General features: G+C 68.1%; 4 protein-coding genes. 3 read left to right on the top strand and 1 reads right to left on the bottom strand.

Annotated features, from left to right (window positions below):
• The first annotated feature begins 175 nt into the window (after positions 1 to 175).
• On the top strand, positions 176 to 1,621 hold the full coding sequence (locus tag ABFX29_RS14565) for a dicarboxylate/amino acid:cation symporter (protein WP_152228617.1): 1,446 nt from the start codon (positions 176 to 178) through the stop codon (positions 1,619 to 1,621).
• Between the two features lie 114 nt (positions 1,622 to 1,735).
• Positions 1,736 to 2,359: a Maf family protein gene (locus tag ABFX29_RS14560; protein WP_152228618.1), complete on the top strand. Its 624-nt coding sequence runs from the start codon at positions 1,736 to 1,738 to the stop codon at positions 2,357 to 2,359.
• A 557-nt stretch (positions 2,360 to 2,916) separates the two neighbouring features.
• Here ABFX29_RS14560 and ABFX29_RS14555 read toward each other — a convergent pair.
• Entirely contained in the window at positions 2,917 to 3,861 is a 945-nt protein-coding gene (locus tag ABFX29_RS14555; RefSeq protein WP_246167573.1) for an endonuclease domain-containing protein, read from the bottom strand.
• 192 nt (positions 3,862 to 4,053) lie between these two features.
• On the opposite strand from ABFX29_RS14555, the gene ABFX29_RS14550 reads away from it, so the two are divergent.
• Positions 4,054 to 5,838 (top strand): acetyl/propionyl/methylcrotonyl-CoA carboxylase subunit alpha, encoded by a 1,785-nt coding sequence (locus ABFX29_RS14550; protein ID WP_152228619.1) that lies wholly within the window; start codon positions 4,054 to 4,056, stop codon positions 5,836 to 5,838.
• Positions 5,839 to 5,892: the final 54 nt, after the last annotated feature.

The raw sequence follows: 5,892 nt of genomic DNA, 5'->3' as shown, positions 1-5,892 counted from the left end.
ATGCCGGGATGGGACAATCGTCACAGCCGCCTCCGGGAATAAGGGCAAACATCGGCTGCCTCACGCCACAGAGCGGCGTTTCGCTGCGGAATCCCAAGGGCGCGCCCTTTCTGGCGCCGTAACATTTCGCAATACCGAAAAGGCTCTGGTAATAGATCCCGTCTAGCATCGAACGGTGACATCACCCCAGACCTCCCCACAGTCCCCTGCCGCAGCCGAGACCCGGCGCCGGCTTCCGCGCTGGGCCACGTCGTTTGGCCCGCAGATCATTGCAGCCCTGCTGGTCGGCCTCGGCCTGGGCCTGCTGGCCAAGAACATGGGCACCGTCGACGGCGGCCCCAACTGGCTCACCACCACGCTGACCACCATCGGCTCGAGCTACGTCTCGCTGCTGAAGGCCGCCGTCGTGCCCCTCATCTTCACCGCCGTCGTCAGTTCCATTGCCAACCTGCGCCAAGTCTCAAATGCCGCGCGCCTGGCATGGCAGACGCTGCTGTGGTTCGCCATCACGGCCCTGATCGCCGTTGCAATCGGCATTGTGCTCGGAGTGCTCCTGCAGCCCGGCGCCAACGCCGATGCCACCGCCCCGGAGGGTTACGACGGCGGCACCGGCAGCTGGATCGGCTTCCTCACCGGCCTGATCCCGGGCAACTTCCTCGGCCTGACCGCTTCCACCAGCGAGACCCTGACCACCACGCTGAACTTCAACGTGCTGCAGGTCCTGGTCATCGCCATCGCCGTCGGCATCGCTGCCCTGAAGGTCGGCAAGCCCGCCGCCCCGTTCCTGGCCCTGAACGCTTCCGCCCTGGCCGTCATCCAGAAGGTCCTGTGGTGGATCATCCGCCTGGCCCCGCTGGGCACCGTTGGCCTGATCGGCCGCGCCGTGGCCACCTACGGGTGGGACACCATCGGCTCGCTGGGGACGTTCACGCTGGCCATCTACCTTGGCTTGGCCCTGGTGCTGTTCGTTGTCTACCCGGTGCTGATCAAGGCTCACGGCCTCTCAGTGCGCCAGTGGTTCTCCGGCGCCTGGCCTGCCATCCAGCTTGGCTTCGTCTCCCGCTCCTCCGTTGGCACCCTGCCGCTGACGCAGCGTGTCACCGAGCGCAACCTCGGCGTGCCCCGCGCCTACGCTTCCTTCTCCGTACCGCTGGGCGCCACCACCAAGATGGACGGCTGCGCAGCGATCTACCCGGCCATCGCGGCGATCTTCGTGGCACAGTTCTTCGGCATTGACCTCAGCATTGGGCAGTACCTGCTCATCGCCGTCGTTGCAGTCCTGGGCTCCGCGGCAACTGCCGGAACCACCGGCGCCGTCGTCATGCTGACCCTGACCCTCTCCACCCTGGGCCTGCCGCTGGAGGGCGTGGCCCTGCTGCTTGCCGTGGACCCGATCCTGGACATGGGACGCACCGCGGTGAACGTGGCCGGACAGACAGTTGTGCCTACCATCGTCGCCAAGCGCAACGGCCTGCTGCAGCCGGAGCTGTACAACGCTGCCCGCAACGGCAACCCGTTCGATGACGATTCGGACACGAACGCTGCCGATTCCGCCGAACTTTCGTCACAGGAGGAAACTCCCGTCTCGTCCGCTTCTGCAGGAACTGGCAGCAGAGGGTAAGGTTTTCCCTGCTCGCACTTCTAAGGAGAACGGCCGTCCCACTGCGGGGGCGGCCGTTCTTCGTTTGTTCCGGCCTTTTCAGCCGTGCCAGCGCGGCGCACTAGGCTGGGAAGCGTGACTGAACTGATTCTTGCCTCCGCTTCCCCGGCCCGCACCAAGCTCCTGGCCAACGCCGGCATCGCCCACCGCGTACTGGTGTCCGACGTCGACGAAGACGCCGTGACCGCACGCTATGGCCTCACCGACCCGCACGACACCGCGCTGCTGCTGGCCCGGGCCAAGGCTGAGGCCGTGGCATCACTGCCCGAGTCCGAGGGCGCACTGGTGCTCGGCTGCGATTCGGTGTTCGAGTTCCAGGGCGAGGCACACGGCAAGCCGTGGGAGGCCGACGTCGCCCGCGAACGGATCCGCCGCATGAGCGGGAACGTTGGCGTACTGCATACCGGCCATTGGCTGGTCGACTGCCGCGACACCGAGGAAGACGGCTCCGGCGCCACCCTCGGCGCCGTCAGTTCCGCCGAGGTCCATTTCGCGAAGCTGCTCGATGAGGAGATTGAGGCCTACATCGCCACCGGTGAGCCCCTGGAAGTGGCCGGTTCCTTCACGATCGATTCCCTGGGCGGTGCCTTCATCGAAAAGGTCGTCGGGGATCCGCATGCGGTGGTGGGCCTTTCGGTCTCTACACTTCGCCACCTGCTGGCCAGTGCCGGCGTCGGCGTCACCTCGCTCTGGAAGTAAGCCGCTTCGGTGCGCCCGGGGCGGCGTCGGTGCTGCACCGGGGCTGCACCGGGCGGGCGGGCGCCGGGGCCCAACGGCCGGGCGCCGGGGCTGCGGAGCTGCGCCGGGCGGGCGGCGGGGCCCCAACGGCCGGGCGGAACTGCTGCACCGGGTGGGCGCCGGGGCTCCACCGGGCCTCCACCTCGCCGGCGCCGGAGCCGGGGCCCCAACGGCCGGGCGGAACTGCCCGGGCCTCCCCTTCCCCGCAGCCTTCCCAACCCACGCACCGTTCAACCTTCGGTGAGATAACGTCCTTTAGAGCCTCCTATGCTTAACCTTCGGTGAGATGACGTCCCTTCAAGAGGGCCAAAGCAACGTTATCTCCCCGAGGGTTGCGCCAAACCCCTCCTAAGCAGCGTTATCTCCCCGAGGGTTACCGGCCCCAAGGGTGCCCGGTTCGAATTCCGGAGGAGTCCCGCCGGCGTCCACCCGACCCCCGGCGTCTCACCCCGCCGGCGTCCACCCGCCGGCACCCGACCCGCGGCGTCCAACCGCCGCGGCACCCAACCCCCGGCGTCTCACCCCGCCGGCGTCCAACCGCCAAGCTTGAGTCCCCGGGCCACCTTCGCCGCAACCCAGGCGCTTCCACGCCGCATGTCTCCGCCCGAAACCTTTACCTGATGCCATCCGAGCTCGCGGACCAGAAGGTCCCGGTTATGGTCTCGCAGCTGCTGTTCGCGGGTCAGGTGGTGTTCGCCGTCGTACTCCACACAGGTTCGGAACTCCGGACAGCCAAGGTCCGCCCACACCACTGGGCGGCCAGCCTCATCCAGCAGCGGATGGCTGGGCCGAAACTCAGGAAGGCCCGCCTTCTGCAGCATAAGACGAAGGTAGGTTTCCTGAGGCGAATCCACCCCGGCCCGCAGAAGTTCCGTTGCCTGGCGTGCCAATCGAATCCCCGGGATGAGACGCAGCCCCGCTACGAAGCCCCGCAGGTCATCCAGGGCCACGACGGCCTCGCGGGGGTAGCCGAAGCTGCGTCCATGCACCGAAACCAACCAGTCCCCTGCCGCGACCAGCGCGGGGAGCGACAGCATTCCGGCGAGGTCAAACCACGTCCGCGCGGGCGACGTGACACGGATCCATGGCAGAGGGCTGACCATGTCCCCGGGACGGAGCGCCAGCCGGTGGCACCGGATGTGCCTGCGTCTTGCAGCGGGCTTCGCCGGGTCCCGCGCCAGGTGAAGCACCGACTCGTGCCGGTACGACGCCGGCAGCGGCATCCCGTGCACCCTCGCCGCAGTCGTATGGCTGAGAACGGCATCCGGCAGGAGCTCCAGGTACGGGCGAGCCCGGGCCGCAACCTCCCCATCATCACCGGACAAGCGCGGCACACGGATTCCGCGGCTCGGGATCCGGAGGTCCGATGCCCGCAGCCGCCCCTCGCTGAGCCCCAGGGCCCGCCCTTCGGTGAGCAGGAACGGCCCGTCCAACGACGGCGGAAGCGGCTTAGGCGTACGCATCCACTACTTCTACCGGCTGGTCCGCGCAGGCACCGGACTTATCCACAGACGCAAACCAGCCCCGGCCCAAAGAGGCGTTTGTAGGGTCCCCACAACTAAAGCCGACGCCCCACGCAGAAACAGCACGGTTTATGGCGGGACACCACAAAATCGCGCTACGCTCCCAAGAGATCAAAGGAGCCAGTGCATTTCATGAGCCAGAACACCCCCGCCCCGCTGGGCAAGGTCCTGATTGCCAACCGCGGTGAGATCGCCGTCCGGATCATCCGGGCCGCCCGCGATGAAGGTATCGGCACGGTCGCCGTCTATGCGGACCCGGACAGGGACGCACTCCACGTCCGGCTGGCCGACGAAGCCTACGCCCTGGGCGGCAGCAGCGCCGCCGAATCCTACCTGGACATGGACAAGGTCCTGGCCGCTGCGAGGCGTGCCGGCGCCGACGCCGTCCACCCCGGGTACGGCTTCCTCTCCGAGAACGCCGAGTTCGCCCGGCGCGTGATCGACGCCGGCCTCACCTGGATCGGTCCCTCCCCCGACGCCATTGAACAGCTTGGGGACAAGGTCCGCGCCCGGCATCTGGCCGCCAAGGTCGGCGCCCCGCTGGTCCCGGGCACCGCGGATCCCGTCACCAGCGCTGATGAAGTCCTGGCCTTCGCGTCCGAGCACGGCCTCCCCGTTGCCATCAAGGCAGCGTTTGGCGGCGGCGGACGCGGCATCAAGGTAGCCCGCACACTCGAAGAAATCCCAGAGCTGTACGACTCGGCTGTCCGCGAAGCCACCGCAGCGTTCGGCCGCGGCGAATGCTTCATCGAGCGCTTCCTGGACTCCCCGCGCCACGTTGAGACCCAGTGCCTGGCAGACGCGCACGGCAACGTCGTCGTCATTTCCACCCGCGACTGCTCTCTGCAGCGCCGCAACCAGAAGCTCGTGGAAGAGGCCCCGGCGCCGTTCCTCAGCGAGGACCAGACCCGCCGCCTCTACGAATCCTCCAAGGCACTGCTGCGCGAAGCCGGCTACCAGGGCGCCGGTACCTGCGAGTTCCTGGTCGGCACCGACGGCACCATCTCCTTCCTGGAGGTGAACACGCGGCTGCAGGTGGAGCACCCGGTTTCCGAGGAAGTCACGGGCCTGGACCTGGTCCGCGAGCAGTTCCGGATCGCCCGCGGTGAAGAGCTTGGCTACACCGACCCCGAAATCCGCGGCCACTCGATCGAGTTCCGCATCAACGGAGAGGACGCCGGCCGCGGCTTTATGCCCTCCCCCGGCACCGTCGAGACGCTGCGCCTGCCCACCGGCCCCGGCGTTCGCGTCGATTCAGGCATTGAAGCCGGGGAAACCGTCGGCGGAAACTTCGACTCGATGCTTGCCAAGCTGATTGTCACCGGCGCCACCCGCACCCAGGCACTGCAGCGCGCCCGCCGTGCCCTGCAGGAATTCGAAATCACCGGCCTGCCGACCGTGCTCCCCTTCCATGCCGCCGTCGTGGCAGATCCCGCGTTCGCGCCGGAAGAGGGACCGTTCAGCGTGCATACCCGCTGGATTGAAACCGAATTCGACAACACGATCGCACCGTTCAGCGGTGAGCCGGCAAACGGGAACGACGACGACGCCTCCCGCCAGCGCCTCACGGTTGAGGTGGGCGGCAAGCGCCTTGAGGTGGTCCTGCCCGCCGGCCTGGCCCAAATGGCCGGCCGCGGCGGCGCATCTGCCAACGGCAAGCAGCGCAAGGGCCGCTCGCGTTCCGCGACTGCGGCTGCCACCGGCAACGACCTCACCTCCCCCATGCAGGGAACCATCGTGAAGGTGGCTGTCGAGGACGGGGCGCAGGTAGCCGAGGGCGACCTGATCGTGGTGCTCGAAGCCATGAAGATGGAGCAGCCGCTCACCGCCCACAAGTCCGGGACCGTCAGCGGGCTCTCCGCGGCGGCCGGAGCCACGGTGACCGCCGGTGCGGTCATCGCGACCATCCTCGACTAGGCGCAGGAGCGCCCCGCCCGTTCAGGGGGGCCACGGCACAGCGAAGAGGCCCGG

This window comes from Arthrobacter gandavensis, assembly GCF_039528575.1.
In the GTDB taxonomy this organism is placed as follows: Bacteria; Actinomycetota; Actinomycetes; order Actinomycetales; family Micrococcaceae; genus Arthrobacter_B; species Arthrobacter_B citreus_B.
Note: the sequence above shows the minus strand (reverse complement) of the source record. Positions and strands in the feature narration are given on the sequence as shown.